The organism is Pirellulimonas nuda (assembly GCF_007750855.1).
In the GTDB taxonomy this organism is placed as follows: domain Bacteria; phylum Planctomycetota; class Planctomycetia; order Pirellulales; family Lacipirellulaceae; genus Pirellulimonas; species Pirellulimonas nuda.
Genome location: NZ_CP036291.1, coordinates 4,699,403 through 4,716,410 on the forward strand (window position 1 = coordinate 4,699,403; position 17,008 = coordinate 4,716,410).

Annotated in this window: 14 protein-coding genes; 3 read left to right on the forward strand and 11 right to left on the reverse strand. The window is 68.1% G+C overall.

Annotated features, from left to right (window positions below):
* Positions 1–35 precede the first annotated feature (35 nt).
* Positions 36–1,025, forward strand: coding sequence for a DUF1559 domain-containing protein (locus tag Pla175_RS18305; RefSeq protein ID WP_197526967.1), 990 nt, complete (start codon positions 36–38; stop codon positions 1,023–1,025).
* A 66-nt stretch (positions 1,026–1,091) separates the two neighbouring features.
* The gene (locus tag Pla175_RS18310; RefSeq protein WP_145288533.1) at positions 1,092–1,535 is read left to right on the forward strand and encodes a carboxypeptidase-like regulatory domain-containing protein; all 444 of its coding nucleotides are present in this window, start codon (positions 1,092–1,094) and stop codon (positions 1,533–1,535) included.
* Positions 1,536–1,961: 426 nt separating this feature from the next.
* Here Pla175_RS18310 and Pla175_RS18315 read toward each other — a convergent pair whose 3' ends face one another.
* The gene (locus Pla175_RS18315) at positions 1,962–3,959 is read right to left on the reverse strand and encodes a LamG-like jellyroll fold domain-containing protein (RefSeq protein ID WP_145288537.1); all 1,998 of its coding nucleotides are present in this window, start codon (positions 3,957–3,959) and stop codon (positions 1,962–1,964) included.
* 528 nt (positions 3,960–4,487) lie between these two features.
* On the opposite strand from Pla175_RS18315, the gene Pla175_RS18320 reads away from it, so the two are divergent.
* Positions 4,488–5,288, forward strand: coding sequence for a PEP-CTERM sorting domain-containing protein (locus Pla175_RS18320; protein ID WP_197526968.1), 801 nt, complete (start codon positions 4,488–4,490; stop codon positions 5,286–5,288).
* Positions 5,289–5,362: 74 nt separating this feature from the next.
* On the opposite strand, the gene gluQRS is transcribed toward Pla175_RS18320, so the two are convergent.
* From gluQRS to flgF, 10 genes are all read right to left on the reverse strand, one after another.
* Positions 5,363–6,307, reverse strand: a complete 945-nt coding sequence (gene gluQRS, locus Pla175_RS18325; protein ID WP_197526969.1) for a tRNA glutamyl-Q(34) synthetase GluQRS — start codon at positions 6,305–6,307, stop codon at positions 5,363–5,365.
* Positions 6,308–6,661: 354 nt separating this feature from the next.
* Entirely contained in the window at positions 6,662–8,929 is a 2,268-nt protein-coding gene (locus Pla175_RS18330) for a flagellin N-terminal helical domain-containing protein (protein WP_261342786.1), read from the reverse strand.
* Positions 8,930–9,090: 161 nt separating this feature from the next.
* On the reverse strand, positions 9,091–10,794 hold the full coding sequence (gene flgK / locus Pla175_RS18335; RefSeq protein ID WP_145288552.1) for a flagellar hook-associated protein FlgK: 1,704 nt from the start codon (positions 10,792–10,794) through the stop codon (positions 9,091–9,093).
* Positions 10,795–10,953: 159 nt separating this feature from the next.
* Complete coding sequence (gene flgN, locus Pla175_RS18340) at positions 10,954–11,451, reverse strand: flagellar export chaperone FlgN (RefSeq protein WP_145288555.1); 498 nt, start codon at positions 11,449–11,451, stop codon at positions 10,954–10,956.
* A 135-nt stretch (positions 11,452–11,586) separates the two neighbouring features.
* The gene (locus Pla175_RS18345; RefSeq protein ID WP_145288558.1) at positions 11,587–11,967 is read right to left on the reverse strand and encodes a rod-binding protein; all 381 of its coding nucleotides are present in this window, start codon (positions 11,965–11,967) and stop codon (positions 11,587–11,589) included.
* A gap of 64 nt (positions 11,968–12,031) precedes the next feature.
* A complete protein-coding gene (locus Pla175_RS18350; RefSeq protein WP_145288561.1) occupies positions 12,032–13,207 on the reverse strand; it encodes a flagellar basal body P-ring protein FlgI in 1,176 nt (391 codons plus the stop codon).
* 69 nt (positions 13,208–13,276) lie between these two features.
* Positions 13,277–13,957: a flagellar basal body L-ring protein FlgH gene (locus Pla175_RS18355; protein ID WP_145288564.1), complete on the reverse strand. Its 681-nt coding sequence runs from the start codon at positions 13,955–13,957 to the stop codon at positions 13,277–13,279.
* Positions 13,954–15,171 carry a flagellar basal body P-ring formation chaperone FlgA gene (gene flgA / locus Pla175_RS18360; protein ID WP_145288569.1) on the reverse strand — a complete coding sequence of 406 codons (1,218 nt, stop codon included), beginning with the start codon at positions 15,169–15,171 and terminating at the stop codon, positions 13,954–13,956. The genes Pla175_RS18355 and flgA overlap by 4 nt, the downstream gene beginning before the upstream one ends.
* A 57-nt stretch (positions 15,172–15,228) precedes the next feature.
* Positions 15,229–16,032, reverse strand: a complete 804-nt coding sequence (gene flgG, locus Pla175_RS18365; RefSeq protein ID WP_145288573.1) for a flagellar basal-body rod protein FlgG — start codon at positions 16,030–16,032, stop codon at positions 15,229–15,231.
* Between the two features lie 94 nt (positions 16,033–16,126).
* The gene (gene flgF, locus Pla175_RS18370) at positions 16,127–16,882 is read right to left on the reverse strand and encodes a flagellar basal-body rod protein FlgF (protein ID WP_145288576.1); all 756 of its coding nucleotides are present in this window, start codon (positions 16,880–16,882) and stop codon (positions 16,127–16,129) included.
* Positions 16,883–17,008 lie beyond the last annotated feature (126 nt).

Below are 17,008 nucleotides of genomic sequence, written 5' to 3' on the forward strand. Positions count from 1 at the left end.
CGCAGGCGCCCGTTCACTTTCATCAGGAGAAGGTCGTGGAAAGGACAACGCGTAGGGATCGGTTGAGCGGCTTCACGCTGGTGGAGCTGCTGGTAGTGATCGCCATCATCGGCATCCTGGTGGCGATGCTGCTGCCGGCGGTGCAGAGCGCCCGCGAGGCCGCCCGCAAGATGCAGTGCACGTCGCAGATGAAGCAGTTGGGGCTGGCGACGCTGAACTACGAAACGGCGAAGAAGTCGTTCCCCTGGGCCAGCTACGTCGGCCCGCCGCTCAGCGGGACCAACCCCAACCAGACGGTCAAGCACGGCACCCTGCCGTTCTTGCTGCCGTACCTGGAAGAGGCGTCGCTGGCGGATCAGTACGACTACGACCAGAGCTACAGCTACAACTCGGGGGGGCGCAACCCCGGTCAGGAGGCCGGCAACTACCTGCTGGCCTTCCGCACGCCGCTGCCGTTCTTCCATTGCCCGACCACGCCGGGCCGTCAGCCCGAGGACCCGCAAACGGACTACGCCGTCTCGCAGCGCATCGCGGCGGACTCCGAGCATTGGCCAACGACGACGGCCACGGCAATCCGGGACCTGCTCCGCAATAAAACGATCATCGAACGCAGCTCGTGGGAAAGCGTGCTGGCCAAGCGGCGGACGACCCAAGGGGGATCGGTGGTCTACAAGCCGTCGCGCATCCGAGACACCACCGACGGCCTCTCCAAGACCTTCATGTGGTTCGAGATCGCCGGGCGTCAAACGATCTACGGAGAAGACCACGCGCCAACCGGCGGTACCGGCACCCACGGATCGAGCTGGGCGGCCGACGACAACGAGTTCTGGGTGCACGAACGCTGCGGGAGCAAGATCTTCAACTGCAACAACGGGGAAGAGATCTACAGCTTCCACGTCGGCGGCGCGGTGTTTGGCCTCGGCGACGGTTCGGTGCAGTTTGTCTCCAACGACGTCTCGACCAACGTGTTTGTCTCCTACCACACGCGGGACGAAGGGGATCTGGTCGAGGGCGAGATCTTCTAACCCCGGCGCCCGTGCGGTCCGTTCCCCCCTGCCCCGCCCTGTCCTTCCATAGGAAACACCCCGACTGTGAACGCTTCCCGTCTATTGGCTGCTGCGCTGCTGGCTTCGGCCTGCTCGCAGGGCTGCTCGAAACCGACCCCCGACGGCCGCCTGCCGGTCTTCCCGACCAGCGGCAAAGTCACCCGCGCCGGGGCGCCGGTCGCGGGGGCCCGCGTGACGCTGTACGGCGCCACAGAGACCTTGCAGGGCCCCAGCGCCCCGATCCCGACCGCCACGACCGACGCCGACGGCGCCTTTGAGCTGCGTTCCTACGACCCGAACGACGGCGCCCCGGCCGGCGACTTTCTGGTGGCCATCACGCTCCCCGAGCAGCCGCCCGAGGGCGACCTCCCCGAGGAGTACGTCGCCAAAGACCTGCTGCGGGGCAAGTACGACAACCCCGATAGGTCGGGCCTGAAGGCCGCCGTCCCCGAAGGAGGAGGCGAACTGCCGACCTTCGACCTGAAGTAGGCGCCGCGCCATTGGCCTCCTGCCGGCGGCCAAAGAAAGCCGTAGCGAACAGACCACGCCGTCCGAAAGGATGTTGCGTGGTTTTTCTTTGCGCTGAGCGGGCCCAAGACGAAGGCCCACGCATAACTCGCGTGCCGCCGATCTGCCATTCGTCTTGTTCGCGTGATTCGTGGGCGTTTGATCGTCTGTGCGGCGCCGGCCTGGGTTCCCGCGGCAGTGGGTCCGTTCGCAGGGAGCGCCGTGTCCGCGGGCCGTCCGACATTCATCCGCACTGACCCTACCAAACAAAACGGCGCCGACCTGGATACTCCAGGCCGGCGCCGCGGTGGGCGTCTCATTCTACAGGGGCGGCGGGGTTGTGTCCGATCCTCGGCCCCCAGGGAACCCCTGGTCGGCCGCACAAGACTGACACAACCGACAGCCGCGTTACTTGCCGACGGGAACCAACTGCGACGCTGCCCCCATCAGCCCCTTGGCTGCCGAGGCGCTGTGGTCGAGCGTGAACGGCCCGACGCGTTTGTCGAGGTGCAGCAGCAGCACGGTGGATTCCTCCGGCGCCAGGCGACGCTGCGGGGCAAACTCGCCGTCGTACACCGCCTTGCTGGACAGACGCACCTCGTCGACCATGCCAGAGAACGGCCGCGAGGGCTGACCGGAGCCGTCTGGGTCGGCCCCGATAACGAGCGGCAGCTTGTTGGTCTTGCGGCTGCCGGAGGCGGGCTTCGAGTCGATCAGCTTGCCGTCGACGTAGATCGCTACCTGCTTGCCATCGAACACGCCCGCGACGTGGCTCCACTTCTTGGTGCTCAGCTTCTGGTTCGACACCGCGGAGACATACTTGCCGTTGAGGTGGATGTCGAACTTGGGCGCCCCTTCATCGGAGAAGATGGCGAACTCCGAGCCCTGGGTCTTGGCGATCACGCCGCGGAAGTTAGACAACTCGTTGGGCTTGAGCCACGCCTCGAGGGTCATCGGGCCGTCCGGCAGGCGCACTTCGGCGCTGGGGACAAGGACCGCCGAGGCCTCGCCGTCAACGGCCAAGCCGCGGCCCTCGTCGTGCTTGAAGTAGTCGGCCGGCACCTGGCCCGGCTGCAGGCCGAGCGGCGCGACGACGTCGGGGAGCCGCACGCGGGCCGACTCGCCCAGGTACTCCAGCTCCAGGCGGACGCCGGGGAGCGAGGCGTCCATCATCTCGCCGGGCCCGTCGGCGGCCCGCAGGACGCGGAAATCAAGGTCTTTCTGCCCTCCCGCCGCCAGGGCGAAGTGCTGGTGGTCCAGCGTCGAACGCCACGGCGAGGGGGCGTCTAGCGACGCGGTGCAAAGCACTTCGCGCGGCGAGGGGTTCTTCACCCGCAGCATCACCGAGCCCGCGGCCGAGCCGTCCGATTCCAGCACCAACTCCGGCCCCGTGCGGACGGGGCGGATGGTGCGGGCCAACTCGATCCCTTTCAGGAACTCTGGGGTGAACTCGCGTGGGTCCATCACCGCGCCCACCGGCAGCGCCGAGACGCTGATGCGGTCCTTGCGGACCGTCACCAGGTTGAGGTGGTGCAGGTAGCCGGCGCCGGGGATATCGGCCGACAGGTGGCCCCCCGTGGTGGCCAGCGTGTAGTAGGCGATGCCGTCGGTGCCGTCGCCCAGCTTGGGGCCGTCGTACCGCATGTGGTGGATGTGCCCGGCGAACACGGCCGACACGTTGCCCGCGGCGGTGAGCTTGTCGTGCACCACGCGCCAGTTGTCGCCGTAGTTGCCGCCGGTCCAGCGCGGGTGGTGGAGGAACACAAACACGTGGTCGGCGCCCTTGAGCTCCGCCAGCGCCTTGTCGAGGAACGCCAGTTGCTCCTCGCTCATCTGCTGCAGCCGCGGCTGGCCGAAGTCCTTCTCGTTGCTCACCGGGTCGCCCTCGTCCGAATAGAGGACGATGAAACCCGCATTCTTGTGCTGGAACGCGTACCACAGCGGGCCGAAGTGCTTCTCGTAGTCGGAGTCGTGCTGCCCCTGCGGCGCGGGGCCCTCGCCCCGCCAGTAGACGTCGTGGTTGCCCGCCACGGGGAACCACTTCATCCGCAGGCCGTTCATGATCCCCTTGAACTCCCGCATCTGCCGCATCCATTCGGGGGTGTCGTTGTAGCCCTGGATGAGGTCGCCGACGGTCATCACCAGGTCGGGGTCGAGCAGGTTGGAATCAACCACAGCCTGCCGCAGCACCTTGAGACCCGCCGGCACGCCGCCGGTGCGGTCGCCGTACACGACAAAGTGGAAGACGCCGTCTTCCTTGGCGGGGGGGAGCACCCTAGCGCCCTCGCGCGTGGTGATCATCGCCTGCGGAGCGGCCGCGTCGTGCTCGTGACTCGCGGCGTCGTGGCTCGCGGCGTCGTGATCGGCGTGCTCGTGGCCTTCGTGGGCGAGGACGGCGCCGGCCATCGATACCCCTAACAGGGCCAACCAACTATGCCTGCTGCTGTAACGCTTCATGAAAACTCCCGATTGGTGGTAGAGGGCCGTCCGGCGCGCGCCGGCGGGGTCCCGGTGTGAACGGAGCATCGTACGAGAACGCGGCGCCGCCTGGGTTCAGATTCGGTTAAATCAGCGACGCCGGCGACCCCCACGGCGGGTTTCCGAACGCCGCCCGTTGGTCCTCCGGACGGGCGTACGGCCCGAACACTTATCGCCTCGCCGCGTTGCGTTTTCTCTACACCCGCCGGCCCGCAGCACCGGCACTCCGACCCGATGCAGCGGCTTGTTTCGTACGCAACGGCGGCGAGCGGCACGGTCGGTCCGACCATTGGCACGTGCGTTGCTTTCCTGCGTGGGGTCGCGTCCGGCCCCCCTGACGCGGCCAGGCCTTCGCGACGCCCCGCAGCGCTATCTTACTCGGCGTGGGGGGGCGTCGCCCGTTCGCCGCTGCTGCTTTTCTTCGCCACCCTCGAACACCGCACCCAGGCACGACTCATGCAAACACCCTCGGCCCCCTTCCAATCCATCCTGGCCGGCGCGCTCGTCGCGTTGCTCGGCGCCGCCCCTTCGGCCTGGGCGGTCACCATGACCAACGTCGATGTCGACGTCTTTGATGCGTCGGGCCCCGAGTTCATCGCCGGAGACGGCATCCCGATCAACGGCTTCGTGCAAGACAGCGTGCCGGGGATGGGCAACACCGTGTCGGTAGCGGTCAAGGCCCGCGACCGCGACACCGGTCAACCCAACGCGATCGTCGGCAACCGCTACTACGTCGACGCGGGGCTGTCGACGGTGGTCACGCCCGGCGTGTCGAACCTGGCTTTCGACTACCAGTTCGATCCGGGCGCCAGCGGGCTGACCAACTACCTGCTCGAACTGAGCCTCGACTTCGACCCGGCGGCCGGCATCGCCGACTTTGTGAACTTCTTGCTGCCGGTGTTCGACGCAGACGGCACGCCCGACGCCCTGGTCGATAGCTGGCAAGAGACGGACGGGTTCTTCTTGAACCCCGGCCCCGGCGCGTGGAGCGACGACAGCGTGGGGTACGTGGTGAGCAACTCGACCCGCATGGACTTCGGCTTCTTCTCGCTGCCGCCGTTCAGCAAGATGTACGACCCCAACGCCGTGGGAGAGTACGAGATCCGCCTGCGTGTGTACGACATCACCGGCGCCACCCAGTTGGCCAGCGCCAACGCGTTTGCCGTGGTTGGCGTCCCCGAGCCGAGTTCGCTCGCCCTGACCGGGCTGCTGGGCATGGCGTGCGTCGCAACCTGGCGCCGCCGTCGCAACCGCTAGCCCAGCCGCGGCGAGGCAGACATGGCGATGGGGCCGGCAACGGCTGGCCCCATCGCCTTTTTTTGCGTGGCGCCTTAGCTGCCCGCGTCGGCGGCCTTCAGCCACGCGTCGTGCTCTTCTTGGAACACCACCCGCTCCGGCGGCAGCCGGGCGATGTCGAAGCGCTGGGCGAACTGGGCCGCCGAGAGCCGCGGCTGCTTCGGCAGCCCGCTCCACGACGCGACGAGCGCCACGATCCGCTCGGGCGGCACGCCGAGGCCGCGGTAGTAGCCCACACGCGTGTCGCCGTGCCGCTTGGCGAGGCGCCGCCCGTCGGGCCCCACCACCAGCGGCAGGTGCCAATGCGCCGGTTCCGGCGCCAGCCCCAGCAGGCCGCGGAGCAGGCTCTGACGCGGCGTTGAGCTCAGCAGGTCGACGCCGCGGACGATGCGGTCGACCCCTTGGCGGGCGTCGTCGACCGCGACCGCGAGCTGGTAGCTGGGGACCCCCGCCTTGGTGGCTACCAGGAAGTCGCCCACCGTGCGGTGGGGATTCTCGCTCACCCTGCCGACGCAGCCGTCGTCGAAAACTTCGGTCCGGTCCTCGGTCCGCACACGCCACGCCACCCGCGGGTCGGCCACGAACTCCAGCGGCGTCGGCCCCGCGGGGCGGCAGGCCCCCGAGTAGCGTAGCTCGGCGTCCCCCTCGTTGGGCGCCGAGGCGGCGAGCACCTCTGAGCGCGTGCAGCGGCACGGGTAGATGGCGCCCTGGGCGGCCAGCCGCGTCAGCGCCGCGTGGTAGGGCGCCGGGTCGCGGGACTGGTAGCTGGGGCCCTCGTCCCAGTCCATCCCTAGCCAGCGGAGCGTGTCGATCGCGTCGGCCGCGGCGTCCGCCTTGATGCGCGGCCCGTCGAGGTCTTCGATCCGCAGCAGCACGCGCCACCCCTGCTGCCGGGCCATCGCCCAGTTCACCAAGAAGGTCCGCGCGTTGCCCAGGTGCAGGGCGCCGGTGGGCGAAGGGGCGAGGCGGGTAATCGGCACGGCGGGTTTCAGGAGCTGAGCGAAGACTATCTCGCAGAGGCGCAGAGACGCGGAGAAAATGGTCCTGTCAGGATCGGATCAAGAACCATTTCATCAATTACCAAGCCCATCAAGAGGCCGCGACGACAGAATGACCGGATAACAGGATTGGCAGGATCGACCAGTTTCTGAATCGATGAACGATAGACATTGGCACGAGGTGCGTCACTCCGAGGTTTCATCCTGCGTATCCGGCCAATCCTGTCATCTGGTCCAAAGTCTTCCGCTACCTCCGTCACTACTTCCAAGCTGCCGGATCCGTCTTCGAGCGGTTCCTAATGGCTCTTCCTCTGCGTCTCTGCGCCTCTGCGAGAGCTAGATGAAGTTCAGGATCGACAACTGCAACAGGCTCGCCGAGGTTTGTAGCGACGCCTGCAGCGCGAACTGTTTGGCCTGGAAGTCGGACACCGCTTGGGCGAAGTCGACGTCGATCTCGATCGACAGCGCCGCGCGGAGCTGGATGTCTTCCTCGCCGAGCCGCGTCCCCACCGAGTCTAGGTTCTGCAGCCGGGCGCCCGCCTCGGCGCGGGCGAAGGTCACCCGGGTCAGGTCGTCGTCCAGACGCTCAACGGCCGCCGAGACGGCCGGCGCGTTGTCGTCCTTCTGCAACGCCTCGCGCAGCCGGTAGAGGGTGTTGAAGACGCTGTCGACCTCGACGCTGGCCCGGTCCTCGCCCTTGAGGCTCGCGGCGCCGGGCAAGGCTGAAGTGACGCTCGCCTCGGTCTGGCCCGTGGCGATCAGCCCCAGGTCGATGGCCGCTTGGCTGCCGCTGACCGACCGCACCGTGAGCGTCACCGGAGGGGTCAGCGTGCTGGAGTCGACCAGCTCGATCCCGCCGCCAACGGCCGCGAGCCGCGCCGTCACCGCGCCGCCGGTAGCCGTGTTGATGGCGTCGAGCGCGTCCTGCACGGTCAGCGCGGCCGACAGGTCGACGGTGAAGGCGGTCGTCGTGGCGCCGTCGGAGAGCTCGATCTCGAGGTCGTCTCCCGCGCGTGTCGTGACGCCGACGCCGCGGTTGAGCTCGGCGAGCTTGACCCCTTCGTGGAAGGTCTGGATGCCGAGCTGGCCGGCGGTCTGGCCCCCGTTCTCGCCGATCGTTAGGTTTGCGCCGCTGCGGCGGGTGCGGACGTCGATCCCCGTGCCTTCGGCGTTGATCGCGGCGGCCAGCCCCGTCTCGGGGCGGTTCAGCAGGTTCAGCAGGTCCTCGACCGTCTCGGCCGTCGACGTGTCGACCGTGAAGGGCGCCCCGCCGTTGGCGATCACCAGGCCCGACGCCTTATCGAACGGCGCGCCGCTGCCGCTTGTGTCGGTGGCCCCGGCGTACGTGCCGACCACCGCCACGCCCGAGCCGGCCGTTCCGGCGGTCGCTGCGTCGCGTGGGTCGGGCGCCGCCACGAAGGTCCCCTCGGCGTTGATCGCCGCGGCGAGGCTCGCGGCCGAGGTCGCCCCGGGCTGGATCTGAACGGTGAGCGTGTTGGTCGAGGCGTTGTACGAGGCCGACTCGGCGCCGACGGTCCCCGTGCCAACGATCTCGACCGTCAGATTGTTGAAATCGGCGCCGCTCGAGGCGGCGCGGATCGTGAGGTCGTTGCGGACCCCCGGAAGCTGCAGCCGGCCCTGGGCCTTGGAGCCCAGCAGGTCGTCTAGACGCGTCGTGTTGCGCAGCAGCGGGTCGAGGTCGCCCCCGACCACCTGCCCCGAGGGGATCGGCGAGAGCAGCCCGAGCTGCTCGGCGGCGCGGCCCCCCGCGGCTTCGTTGATCGCCACGGCGCCGTCGCCGGCGGTGACGCGGAACCCGCCCCCCGCGACCTCAACCACCAGGGCGGCCCCCGTCGGCGCCCCGGTCTCGATGAGCCGCGCCACGTCGGCCAGCGTGTGCGCTTTGCTGAGGTCGATCACGGCCCGCTGCGTCGCGCCCCCGACCGATGGGTTGTAGACGATCTCGATCGAGCCGTCGGGGCTGATCCCGGCGCCCCCGTTGATGTCAACGATCCGCGTCTGAGGGGTGACCCGCGGCTCCAGGTCGGACGTGCCACGCACCGCCTCGGAGAGGCCGCCGAAGACCTCGTTTCCGGGCAGCCCCACGCCGAACAGCAGGTCGGTGTCGACACGGCTGCGGAGCGTCGACTCGTTCCCGTGGTACTCCACGTACTGAGCGGCCGCCTCGTAGGGCTTGTCGAGCGAACGGGTCCCCGAGAAGAGGAACTGCTCCAGGTGTTTGCTGGAGCCGATCTCGAGCAGCGTGAACAGGGCCTGATCGATCTGGGCGATCACCGCGTCGCGGTCGTCCTGCGAAGAATCGGTGCCGACCACGCCCAGCGTCGCCGCGCGCAGGTCGTTCAGCACGTTGGAGACCTCGGTGAGCGAGCTGCTGGCCTTGGTGAGGCCCTGTTCGGCGCTCCGCAGGTTGGTCTGGAGCTGCGTCTTGCGCTCGATCGTGCGTTGTAGGTTGATCGCCCGTAACGCGGAGGGGGCGTCGTCGCTGGGCGAGAAGAGCCGCCGCCCGGTGCTGAGCTGGTTCTGAAGCCGGAACAGGTCGGTCTGGTTCCCCTGCACGTTCGCGCGTAGCCGCTCGCGGACCAAGTAGTCGCTGACGCGGGTCGTCGGGATGGGGAGGATGATAGCCAGGGGACGCGGTGGGGGTTGGGGGTGTCATCAATGATGAATGATGAGTGATGAGTGATGAATCCGGTTAAATCCGAACTGTCATTTATCACTCATCATTCATCACTTATCACTCCGCTCTACAGGCTCACCAGGATGTCCATCAGCTCGGAGATGGTTTGGATGAACCGCGCCGACGCCTGGTAGGTGCGTTGCAGCGAGAGCATCTTGATGGCTTCTTCGTCGAGGTTGACGCCGCTGAGGGCTTGTTGCTGCCCCTCCAGGGCGGCCTCGAACTGCGTGAAGCCATCGGCGACGCTCTGCGAAAGGGTGGCGCCGGTGGCGACGGTGTTGATCAGTTGGTCGTACTGGCTGGCGAGGCTCGCGCCCCCTTGGGCCTCGAGCCGCAGGTCGAGGAAGGCGCCCAGGCGCAGTGCGTTTTCGCTGTCGCCGTCGATCCCCCCCAGGCTCGCGGCGAACTTCCCGGCGTTCTTCACGCCGCGCAGCTCCGAGTTGAGCGCGATGTTCCGCGCCCCGTCGCCCGCAAAGAACGTGTTCAATCCCAACGCCGCCAACGCGCCGCTGGTGTCGCCGCTGAAGGCGAACTCGGCGTCCTTCGAGTCGGCCTTGATGGACAAGCGCCCGCCGGTGGTCACTTCGGCGCTGACGCCATCGACCGCGTTGATGGCCGCGGCCAGCGAGGTCAGCGAGGTGTCGCCGTCGAGGCCGTTCAGGTCGACCTGGATCGTGTGGGTCGTGTCGAGCCCGGTGTTCTTGTTCCGCACCACCAGGTCGAACGAGCCGTTCTCGGGCGTGAACGAGAGCCCGGCCGCGTCGAGCGGCGCGGCCGCGTCCAGCACCCCCGTGGCGCTCGTCAGTTGGTCGAAGCCGGCGAGGCCCTGCCCCTGGGAGTGGAGCTTGTTGAACTCGAAGATGAGCGAGCGGGCCATCTCGTCGAGCCCCTCCTCGAAGCCGCCGATGATCTCGTCGCGGGCCGAGTAGAGCCCCGCCAGCTCCCCGGCGCCGGCCCGCACTTCCGACTTGTTGTCGACGAAGCGGACCGTGGTGATCCGCTGTCCGCCGACCGACGCGGTGTCCGCGAACACCTCGCGGCGCTGCGACTCGAAGACCAATTGCTCGCCCCCCAGCGACACGTTCACGGCGCCGCTCGGTTGGGGGTCGACACGCACGCCGACGATCTCGGAGAGCCTCTGGAGGGCGGCGTCGCGCTGCGACCGCAGCCCGCCCGCCTGGCTGCCGCCGGCGCCCCCCCCCTCGATGGTGGTGATGCGTAGGTTGAGCTGCTGGACCTGCTCGGCGAGGCTGTTGATCTCGTCGACCGACGCGACCACGCGTGAGTCGCGTTCCCCCTTCAGGTCCGAGGCGCGCGAGGCGACACGGGCGACTTCCCGCGCCAGCGACTCCCCTTTCCCGATCACTAGGTTGCGCAGCGAAAGGTTGGCCGGCTCGCCGGCGAGCTGGTCGATGCTGTTGAAGAAGCTGGTGAACGCGGTGCTGAGGTCGGAGTCGGAGAGCTCGCCCAGCAGCGTCTCGAGGTCGCGGTACGCGGCGGTCTCGATGTTGGCGCCGGCGCGGTCCCCCGCGGCGTCGCGGAGCCGGTCGGTGACGAAGCGGTCGGCCTTCTGGACGATCGCCTCGACCTCAACGCCGAGCCCGATGGTGAGGTTGCCGATGCGCTGGACCGGCGCGGGGGCGTAGACCGCCTCTTCGCGGATGAACCCCTCGGTGTTGGCGTTGGCGATGTTGTTGCCAACCACCTGCAGCCCGATCTGCATCGCGCGGAGCGTATTACCGGCGAGTTGGAGGGAGCCGAAGAGGGACATGCAATGAGGGACTTTTTCGAGTGACGTGTTTTAGGATGACTGAACGGTCAGCGACACTTGGCTCTCAGCTTTCAGCGGTCAGCCTCCGGCTAAGACGCGCGCCGCTCGTTAGAACTGAAAGCTGATCGCTGACCGCTGATAGCTGACCTCCTCACTTCATCACACCGCGCGGTCCATCAGGGCCCCGCTGGTTGCGGACAACGGTTCCTTCCTTCCATAAGTCGGCCGTGGTTTGCCTCCGGTAGCAACAATCTCTAACAGCTGGGACAGGTGTAGCAGCGTCCGCTGTGCTAGCACCCAGTTGGTGAGGCTCTGGTGCTGCAGCAGCCGCGCCTGGCTGCGGGCCGCGTCGACCGACTTTTTCAGCCCCCGGCGGGGCGGATCGGGCAGCGCGCCGGCGACCGCCTTCAGGCTCTCGGCCGGCAGCCCGCGCTGCTCGGCCTGTGCTAGCAACGCTTCGCGGCGCGCCTGGATCGCGGTCAGGCGCTCGATGAGCGCCTGCTCGGCCGGCTGGAGGGCCTTGATCTGGCCCACGTCTTGGCTCACCAGCCGCTGGCACTTGTCACGCAGGACGCCGAGCATCTCGGTCTGCACGGCCGACAGGTCGGCCAGCAGCAGCGCGATGCCCTCTTCGAGCGGCGGCGAGGCTTCGTTCATGGAGTCGATCTCAAGTGGGTCCGCGTAGGCCGGAACAAGCCCACGCAAGCGGGCGCCGTTCCGGCAGGCCCGGGGAAAGCGGTTGGTGCTCGAACGCGCCTGCTTCGGCGCGCCGGGACGTAGTTTCGGACGACGCTACCAGCGGCGGAGCGTGCCAAGCGCAGCGAGCGGCGCCAGGCCTTTGGGGGCGTGCTGCTCGGCCCGCTCCAGCGTCTGCGCGTGCTGCGGGAACTGCTGCTTGAACATCTTGTCGGCCAGCGAGTCGCCCGCGCCGTTGCCGTCGCTCTCGGAGAGCTTCTCGGCGAGCACCTGGTCGAGCTGGCCGCGGAACACCTCTTCGCCGCGCCCGCCGTCGAAGTAGGCGGGCTTCCCGACGGTCTTTCGCATCGAGGAGAGCATCTGGGCGAACATGGTCTGCCCCACGAACTTGCCGAACGCGTCGCGGACTTCTTCTGCCGCCTCGACCTGCTGGGCGGAGGGGGCCGGCATCGCGCTAATCGAGGGGAGGGTGTTCATGGCTGATGGCGGTCGGGGATGGATAGTCGTTTGATTCGGACGCCGGCGGGGCCTGCCCCGCGGACTACTCAACAATCAGCTTGGCGTGCAGCTTGCCGTTGCGGTCGATGCCGCGGATGATCTCGATCACGTCGTCGGCCGGCACCTTGAGGGCGGTCAGCGCCTCGAGCAGGCGGTCGAGCTTGGTGCTGTTGAACTGCCCGGGGTCGACGCGGGCGAACTCGGCCGTGCCGACCGCTTCGATCACCAGGTTGCGGTGGGTGATCACGACGGCGCCGATCTCGACGTCGCCGCTGATGACGATGCTGCCCGATCGCGGGTTCACCACCACGCGGGCCTCGGGCTCGACGATGTCGATGGTCATCTCCAGGATCTCCGCCACAAACGCCACGGGGTACGTGGAGTAGTGCTGCGGCACGCGGACCACCACGTTGGCGGCGTTGACCGCGCGGGCCAGCTTGCCCGCCTCCTCGTCCTGCAACAAAACCTGGCGAGTCTGGGGCTGCTGCCCTTGGGCCTGCTGCTCGCCCTGACGCGAGAACTGGTCGCCGTAGTCGTAGTTAATCCGTTCGGCGATGGCGCTGGCCACGGCGAAATCGGCGTGGTTGCGGTCGATCACCAGCGTGATCATGCCGTCCTTGACGAACGGGGTGAACACGTCCTGCTCCATCTGGCAGCCGTTGCTGACGCGGGCCACCATCGGCTGGTCGGGGTCGTCGACGGTGAGCTGCCCCTGGCACAGGGCGTAGATCTGGCGGTCCTGCGAGTTGGGGCCCGTGAGCGCCGCGTAGGCCAGCCGGCCGCCGACCAGGCTCTTGCCGTTGATGCCGGCGACGAAGCAGTCGAGCTGGTCGCCGCGCCGGGCGCCGGTGGCGGGCACCGTGGCGGTGACCCAGGCGACCGAGACGTTCTTCACCTTCTTGAGGTCTTCCAGGGCTTCCTCGTCCAGCCGGCCCGTCAGGCTCACCCGGCTGCCGAGCGACTCCATCGCTTGGGCCAGGTGACGCATGGTCTGCGCGTCGCCCGACTCGCCGGTGCCGCTGAGGCCGACGATCAGCCCGATCCCCTTGAGCACGTTCTCTTCCTGCCCCTTCACCCGGCAGATGTTGCGGAGCTGCGCCCGGCTAGCGGCAAATGCTTGGTCCGCGAAAAAAGTGGGAACCGCCAAGCACGCCAAGCACGCCAAGACGCGCCAAGGCGGACTGCGGAAGCTGCTCGTGATCGACGGTGAAGCGAACATGACTCTCTTGCGGCAAAAGTGCGGGTGCTTAATTTTCCTAACGACGAATACCTAACGCCTAACACCCTCCTAGAACGGCTTGTACTTGCCGTACCACCAGGCGAGCCAGCCGGGGGCGTAGCCGTTGCGGACCTGTCCCAGCTCTCGCTTGTAGATCTTGAGGTCGGCGATCTTGTCGCTCAGCACGGTGCGGTCGGCGTTGATGAACTGCCGAGAGACCACGCCGGAGAGCGACTGCTCCCACACCTCGTCGTTGTTGCGGATCTGCCGGTGGGCCTCGATCACCAGGTTGCCGTTGGGCTGGATGTCGACCACCTTCGCGGCGATCCTCAACGTCAGCGAGTCGCGCACCTCGAGGTCGCTCTGCGCGCGGTACTGGCTGTTGAGCTGACCGGCGATCTCGGGGTCTTGCCGCACGCTGTCCAGGCCGGTGATGCTGTTGCCGTCGAACGCCAGCCACTCCGCCAACACGGCGTTAAAGTTGGCCGTCTTGCGGTTCTGCGTCTGCCCCTCGCTGAGCATGCTGGTGCGGTAGTCCACCAGCACGGTGATGATGTCTTCCCGCATCAGCTCGCGGGCCTGCGCCTCGGGGGGGAGCGGCTGGTAGAGGATCGAGCTGTTCTCGATCGTGAACTGGCCGGTCGGCAGCGACGGGGGCGCCTGCCACAGGCTCCCTTCCTGACCGCGGGCGACGCCCACGGCCAGCAGCATTGCGGCGGCGACGATCGTGTTGAGCGCGGGCTTGTTCATCGGACGGGGCTCCCGAGGGGACTGTAAGCTTGGCGGGACGCGCCGGAATCGCCGAGCGCGCCCACGGCCAGCTCGCCGCGGGCGACCACCCGCGCCGCCAGCCGGCCGCGCTTGTCGACTTGTTCTACTTCGATCATCTCGCCCAGCCGGCCGTCGGTGCGGGCGGTCCCCTGCATGCGGACGCGGATGCCGCCGCTGCCGGCCAGCACCGTCACCAGCTCGCCGCGTTGGACGAGGATCGGTTGGTCGAGGTCGCTGAGGGTCAGCGGCTGAGCGTCGCGGATCGCACGGGCGGTCTCCCGGCCGACCGCCATGTCCGGCGCCTCGATCGCGCCGGCGGGGGCGGCGCTGGCCGCTACGCGCTGGAGCCGCAGGTCGCCGGGCGCCAGCCGCACGCCGCGCGGCAGGCTCTGCGTGGCGACCACCACGGTGCGAGACGGCTCCAACTCGGCCGTGACGCTCATGCGTGCTTCGCCCTGACCGGTCTGAAACAACAGCTCAAACCGCCGCCACCCAACCGCCGGCTCTTCGAGCGGCCGGATGGAGATCGTGCCCTGGGCGAGCGCCAGCACCTCGGTCTGCGCCTGCGAGATGTCCACTTTGCTGACGATCAGCTTGTCGGACGCTTCGTGGCGGACGCGGCTGTCGATCTGGTCCGCGAGCCACTTCTGCAGCGCTTCGCTGCGGCGCGGCGAGATCGCCCGGAGCCGCTCGCTGGGCTCGGGCTGGCGGACAGGCATGCGGAACCCGGTCTGCTGCCGGGGGTCGAACCGCAACGTGCTCTCGGCGGCGGCCTCGGGGGCGCTGGCGGGCGCGGCGGGCCGTGCGTCTGGCGTGGCCGGTACGGCGATCAACGGCTCCGCGGAGACGGGCGTCGGCGCCTGGGCGGGCTGCCAGTCGCGGTGGGCGATCCGCACGCTCACCGCGCCGTCGAACCGCAGGTCGGCCAGGTCGAGGCCCTGCGCGATCAGCAGCTCGCGGACCGCCTGGGCGCGGATGGTTTGCGTGGTCCCCGGCCCCGGGGCCGGCATCAGCGGCAGCGCCGCCAGCCGGGCCACCTGGTCCGCGTCGCCCTGCAGCAGCGCCACGTCGCCCAGGCGGATGATCGAACCCGAGGCGATCACCTCGTCGCGGAGCACCACGTCGGCGGCGCGCACGCTCAGGCAGGTGGCGAACGCCAGCACGCAGAGCAGTAGTCGCCAGAAGTTGTTCATCAGCCGGTTGAGTCGGGAGCGGAGCGAGTGAGTAGGTAGACGGCGACCGCCGGGGCGTTAACCGCGACGCAGGTTGGCCACCACTTGCATGATCTGGTCGCCCGCCTGCACCACCTGCGAGTTGAGCTCGAAGGCCCGCTGCGTGGTGATCAGGTCGATGAGCTCCGACACCGGCTCGACGTTCGAGGCCTCGAGGAAGCCTTGCCGCACCGACCCGAAGCCGGGGTCGGTGGGGTTGCCGGTCTGCGCGTTGCCGGACGCCTCGGTCTCCTTGAACAGGCTGTCGCCCATCTTCAGCAGGCCGTCGGGGTTGATGAACGTAGCGAGCTGAAGCTGGTCGCCACCCTGGTACTGGGTCGAGTCGGTCGTCTGGTATTGGACGACGCCGTCGGGGGTGATGATGATGTTGACCGCCTCGGGCGGGATGTTGATCTGGGGGTCGATGAGCCAGCCGGTGCTGGCCGACGCCATCACCAGGTTGCCGTCTGCGTTGATGCCGAAGTTTCCGGCGCGGGTGTAGAGGTAGTCGCCGTTGGGGTCCTGCACGCGGAAGAAGCCGTCCCCCTCGATCGCCACGTCGAGCTGGTTGCCGGTGGTGATAAAGGCGCCCTGGTCGAAGTCGCTCTGCGTGCTGCTGACGCGCGTGCCGAGGCCGACCTCGATGCCGGTGCTGGTGCGGTTGCCGTCCGAGTCGAGGGCGCCGGGGAGGCGTTCCTGCTTGTAGAACAGGTCCTCGAAGTTGGCCCGGTCCTTCTTGAAGCCGGTGGTGTTGATGTTCGCCATATTATTGGCGATCACGTCGAGCTTCGTCTCGAGGGCTTCCATGCCCGTCGCGGCGGTGTAGAGGGTTTGAACGCTCATGGAAGCAGGTCTTAGGTTTTAGGCGTTAGGTTCTAGGAAGAAGCGTGTGAGCCGGGGCGTCCCCGCCCCCGGCGCGGCGCGAGCCGCGTCGCTCCTACGCTCGCAGCAGCCTTCCAACCAGGTTCTGGACCATCTGGTCTTGGTTCTGGATCATCTTGGCGTTGGCTTCGAACGCTCGTGACGTCTCGATCATCGACATCATCTGCCGCGTGGAGTTGGAGCCCGACATCTCTAGGTAGCCCTGACGGACCTCCCGCTGATTGGCGGCCACCGGCTCTACCTCGCCGCCGGGGCGGAACAGGTTCGAGCCGACCTTGGTGAGCTCGTTCAGCGACTCGGGCCGCACCAACGCCAGCGGCGCCGCTTCGCCGTTCTGTTGGACGAAGCCGTCGACCGAGATGTTCCAGGGGACGCCCGGGGTGAGCGTGATCGACGACCCGTCTGCGCTGAGCACGGGGCGGTCGCCGTCGGCGGTCACCAGCCGGCCGGTGTTGTCCAGCCGCATGTCGCCGGCGCGGGTGAGGTACTGCTGACCGTCCCCACCTTGGACCTGAAAGAACCCCTCGCCGATGATGGCCAGGTCGGTGTCGTTCCCGGTGTGCTCGATCCGCCCCGCGGCGAAATTGGTCTGCGTCTGGATCACCTTGACGCCGCCGCCGATGTCGTTGATCGACTGCGAGCCGGGGAAGTCTTGGTTCTGCTGGATCGCCTCAGAGTAGCGGGCCTGGAACGTAGCGATGTCTGGCTTGAAGCCAGCGGTGTCGACGTTCGCCAGGTTGTTGGCGATCGTCTCGAGCCGCTTCGACTGCGCTTGGGCGCCGTCCGCAGCGATGTACAGGCCGAGTGGCATGGGACCGGTTCGTGAGCAGGCGTTGCCCCCCTGCTAACGCGGCCCCCTTATGCACGCCGCGTGCCAAACCCCGCGGACCGGGTTTTCCGCCGGAAACGGCGGGGCCGGTTCCGGGGACCGGCAAGA

Coding starts and splice junctions, on each gene's coding strand:
- Pla175_RS18355 (WP_145288564.1), bottom strand. CDS start 13,957: ATGAACAAGCCCGCGCTCAACACGATCGTCGCCGCCGCAATGCTGCTG.
- Pla175_RS18320 (WP_197526968.1), top strand. CDS start 4,488: ATGCAAACACCCTCGGCCCCCTTCCAATCCATCCTGGCCGGCGCGCTC.
- flgA (WP_145288569.1), bottom strand. CDS start 15,171: ATGAACAACTTCTGGCGACTACTGCTCTGCGTGCTGGCGTTCGCCACC.
- flgF (WP_145288576.1), bottom strand. CDS start 16,882: ATGCCACTCGGCCTGTACATCGCTGCGGACGGCGCCCAAGCGCAGTCG.
- flgG (WP_145288573.1), bottom strand. CDS start 16,032: ATGAGCGTTCAAACCCTCTACACCGCCGCGACGGGCATGGAAGCCCTC.
- Pla175_RS18350 (WP_145288561.1), bottom strand. CDS start 13,207: ATGTTCGCTTCACCGTCGATCACGAGCAGCTTCCGCAGTCCGCCTTGG.
- Pla175_RS18345 (WP_145288558.1), bottom strand. CDS start 11,967: ATGAACACCCTCCCCTCGATTAGCGCGATGCCGGCCCCCTCCGCCCAG.
- flgN (WP_145288555.1), bottom strand. CDS start 11,451: ATGAACGAAGCCTCGCCGCCGCTCGAAGAGGGCATCGCGCTGCTGCTG.
- flgK (WP_145288552.1), bottom strand. CDS start 10,794: ATGTCCCTCTTCGGCTCCCTCCAACTCGCCGGTAATACGCTCCGCGCG.
- Pla175_RS18315 (WP_145288537.1), bottom strand. CDS start 3,959: ATGGCCGGCGCCGTCCTCGCCCACGAAGGCCACGAGCACGCCGATCAC.